The 3,894-nt window shown below is 57.8% G+C and carries 3 protein-coding genes; all 3 read right to left on the reverse strand.

All coding sequences use genetic code 11. The features are described 5' to 3' along the window. Nucleotides 1-122 precede the first annotated feature (122 nt). Nucleotides 123-1,814 carry a kelch repeat-containing protein gene (locus tag B2R17_RS11890; RefSeq protein ID WP_286764152.1) on the reverse strand — a complete coding sequence of 564 codons (1,692 nt, stop codon included), beginning with the start codon at nt 1,812-1,814 and terminating at the stop codon, nt 123-125. A gap of 117 nt (nt 1,815-1,931) precedes the next feature. Beyond that, complete coding sequence (locus B2R17_RS11895) at nt 1,932-2,408, reverse strand: hypothetical protein (protein ID WP_286764153.1); 477 nt, start codon at nt 2,406-2,408, stop codon at nt 1,932-1,934. A gap of 2 nt (nt 2,409-2,410) precedes the next feature. Next, on the reverse strand, nt 2,411-3,391 hold the full coding sequence (locus B2R17_RS11900; RefSeq protein WP_339886582.1) for a DUF1559 domain-containing protein: 981 nt from the start codon (nt 3,389-3,391) through the stop codon (nt 2,411-2,413). Nucleotides 3,392-3,894 lie beyond the last annotated feature (503 nt).

Here is a 3,894-nt window from a genome sequence, read left to right on the forward strand (position 1 = left end):
CCCTCCCCAACTGCGTTCAGGAGGGTGATTTCAACCTCGCGAGCACGGCTCTTGAAAACTGCACGACCTCGGTGGAGAACTGGGAGGGCGGAGGTGAATGAGCCGATCGTTGGTCGCTCAGGTCACTTCGAATCGCCGATTTGAATGGCGTCGATGGAGGTGAATTTACCCTCCTGCATGTTGGCTCCACCGAGCATCACCAAACGGTCGTCAGCGGTTGGCAGCATGCGGTGAAAGAACCGGGCCGGTTCGACTTTGGCGACCGTTTCCCAGGCCTTTCCATCGGCGGCCAATCGATGGACAAATCCGTCCAAGGTGGTGACGTACAGACGACCGCCAGCCGGGAAAGCGGAGGATCCAAACCCGGCCATTCCGGATCCGGGAAGGGCGGGGCCGAGTGACCAGGTTTTAGCCGACGGGTCGTAGACATCGACTCGGGTGGTCGGGCCACCTTCGGATCGCATGCCACCAACCACGAACAGTTTGCCGTCGTGAGCGGCGACGCTGATCGCACGTCGTTGGAAGGGCGGCGTGGCGACGGGTTGCCATCCCGAATCGGGGTCGGCCAGGTCCAGCGACCATGCGGTTTGATGCCAAGTGCTGTCTTCGCTTTCGCCGTTCAGACTCCATCCACCGAAGACGTAAACGGTGTCACCGAGGACCGCCGCGTCCAACGAGGATCGACCTTCGGGCAGAGCGGGAAGATCGGTCCAGGATTTTGTCTTGGGATCAAAGCTGGCGACGGCGGGTTGCGATCGCAGGTCGTGCTCTTCACCGATGTCGTTGACGGCCGTGAAGCCACCAATCCGAATCAGTCGGTCGCCATGTGCGACCAAAGCCAAACCTTGCAAACGAGGACCGGTCGCAACCGTTTCCCATTTGGCGTCGACGTCGGTGGTGTCCAACGCCCATAGTCGGTTGGATTGTTCTTCGGTCGAATAGGAGTGAGCGCTGCCGGTGTGTCCGCCGTAGGCGTAGATGGTTCCGTCGACGAAGGCGGCACCAAAACTGGTCAGTTCCTCCGGCAGATCCGCCAGGCCCGACGGCTCGATCGACACGTTGCTGTCCGCGATCACCGTAGGCGACTCGCTTTGTTTTTTGGGCTGAGCTGCGTCCGATGAGATTCGGAACGATGCGGTCAGGTAGTCGGCGGTGCTGGAGTACGCTTCGCCGCCGAGTTCCCCTTTGGCGTTCTTGTCGGTGATGCCAGCCATGACCGAGTTGAGTCCGGGCTCGATGATGTCCGACGAAAACGACACGCGGCCGTTGCTGTTGGTCGTTTCCGTTCCGGCTTCGTGGCCGTCTTCGCAGAACAATTTGACTTCCGTTTCGGGCAGAGGCTTTCCGTCACGAAGCAATTGAACTTCGATGTCGCCATTCTTTGCCGATGTGATCACGGTTTGCAAAGCAGCCCCGGGCCGAGGATCACTGGGCCAAGCTTTCGCGTCATTCTGTGGCAAGTGTTCGACGTGGTAGGTCAGCTTCATTCCGTGGTACAGACCGTAGGTGACCGAGCCAGCGATCTCGTCTCCTTCCGGAATCGGTTGCGGACTCTGGATGCCGACCAAGTCGTCTGTTTCGACCGGTTTCATCTCAATCGTTTTGCCAGCCGCCGATGCGTTGGTGCTGTGCAACTGAATTTGCTGGACCGCTTCGGGCATGGGGTAAGTGCGATCGTCGGTTGATTCACCGAACCACATGACCGCGTGCCCGTCGGAATCGGAGGCGAGCCAAGGGAAGTGAGCCGAGGCAGAAGAGGTTCCGCCAAGGAACAGTGCCAAGGCGAGCAGTTGTCGTCTCTTAGAAATTTTCATAATGATGGATTGCTACGGAGGGATTTGATTTGTCTGGGAAAGAGTCGCTCGGTAGGGCGACTCGACAGTTGGCGTGGATGACGCGGCCGAAATCGGCACGCGTTGTTGTTCACGTTTTCAACGTTTGGTCAGTTCGAACGTCAACGGTTGAACGTTGGCTGCGTCAATCGTTGCTCTCAGTTGACCGGTGCTTCGATAGCGAGCCGGAATGGTTCGAGCGTTCAGTGGATCTCGATCACCGTTCTGCATGGCAGCCACCGCTTCGTTCATTTCAGGTTCCAAGGGAGTGACAATCACGTGATGTTCACCCGGCGAGGGACCGTTGGTCGAATCGAAAGCAAAGCGTCCCTCTGAAATCATGGTAACGCTGTCGTGAAGCCCCGGTTCGGTTTTGACGGGCGTGAACCGGATCATCGCACTGGGCAGCGGTTTGCCGCCGAGTGTGACTTCGCCTGCGACGGCCACGTGTTCTGATTCAGGTGCCTGAGAACATCCAGCCGAAAGAATCACGATCAATGCAACGCTGAACGACCACGGTGTTTTCAGTCCACTCGTGATTGTTCGAATCGACTTGGAAACATCAGCGCGAAGCATGATCATGGAGCTGCCTCAACAACTTCACGACCGTTGCGGGTGGCCAACGCGTTCAGCAATTCGCGATCGAGAGATTCCGACGTGAATCGAACACTGCCGTCGCCGAACAAAAAGTAGACACCGCCTTCGTGCATGCTTTGGAATCCGCCATTGTTGGCGGCGTTGTGAACGTTGAGTTCCTTTTGGCTGGTCCCGAGCGAAACCTTCGGGTAGCCAAGCACCCAACGGGCCGTTCCCCACTTCACCGTTCCTGCAACACTGGCGGGGCTGGTCCACAAATAGTCGGCCATGTCATAGGTCGTTTCGCCGTACGCGATCGTGTTGCTGCTGCCATCGATCAAGTTGCGAAAACCGGTGGCTGGGTTGTCGTATCCGTAGGCGGTCCAGTTCAAACCAAACATCCCATCGGCTTTGGGCATGTAAGCGGCGGTGCCTTCGCACGCGAGATAGCTAGACGGTCCACCGGTCTCGTTCAGGTCTCTGTCCGGAACGCTTCGAGGAAGGACCATCGATGGGCACAGGTACGTCGCGATCGTTTGTGCGGCGACTTCTTGGTTGATGGGATCGGAGTACGAACGGCTGAAGTCAAATTGCTGATACGTGTTGGCTTCTTCCAGAAACGGCAGGGCGGCAGTCAATGGTCCAAGGAAGTTGCTCAGCCGCGAACCTTCGGGGAACTTCTTGAAAGCGCCGTGGTAGTTGTGCAGTGCCAATCCAATCTGCTTGAGATTGTTGCTACAGCTCATCCGACGAGCGGCGGCACGGGCCGATTGAACGGCGGGCAACAACAATCCGACCAACACACCGATGATGGCGATGACCACCAAAAGTTCGACCAACGTGAATGCTCGTCGCCGCGGGGTTTGGGCGGGCGAGATCGTTGGGACTGATCCGCCAAGATCAGTGGAAGGGGATGCAAACGCGGAAGTACGGGCGCGGAAGCGCGCAGAAATGGGCATGGTTTTCTCCAGCCAGAAAGTCACAGAACGGGAAACGTCCCGGGTGCGGGACGGATCGAGCGTGGCTGGCTAGAGAGCGAAAGAGCTCGTCGCTTGCTGCGTCGTCGATGCTGATATTGCGAATCAGTCGCATTGATTATGCTCAGTTTGACGGTTGTCGCAACCGCATCGAGCGAGAAAAGTTGAGATTACCCTTCTGAAGAAGGGTTCCTCCGACCAATTTGTAGTTATTTTGGGCGGTTGGATGGTTTAGGCGAGAAGGTACTGCATTCATGCACGACCCCGTCCACGGGGTGGTCGAGCGAAAGGTTGACTCAGGTGAGCGTGTTTGGCTTCTGCGTGCCGAAGGCTTGCTCCGACGAAGGGTGCTTCACTGCCCCTTTGGGAGGGTCGTACCGCTTCGGGCCGGGAAGGGTTTCAGGCTGGATCCAACGCTGAAACCTCACCTGTAAAGGGGTATGTCGTGCAGTCTTGAAGTTCCGTGCTCGCGAGGTTGAAATCACCCTCCTGAACGCAGTTGGGGAGGG

Origin of the sequence: Rhodopirellula sp. UBA1907 (assembly GCF_002337565.1) — a bacterium.
Lineage (GTDB): Bacteria > Planctomycetota > Planctomycetia > Pirellulales > Pirellulaceae > Rhodopirellula > Rhodopirellula europaea.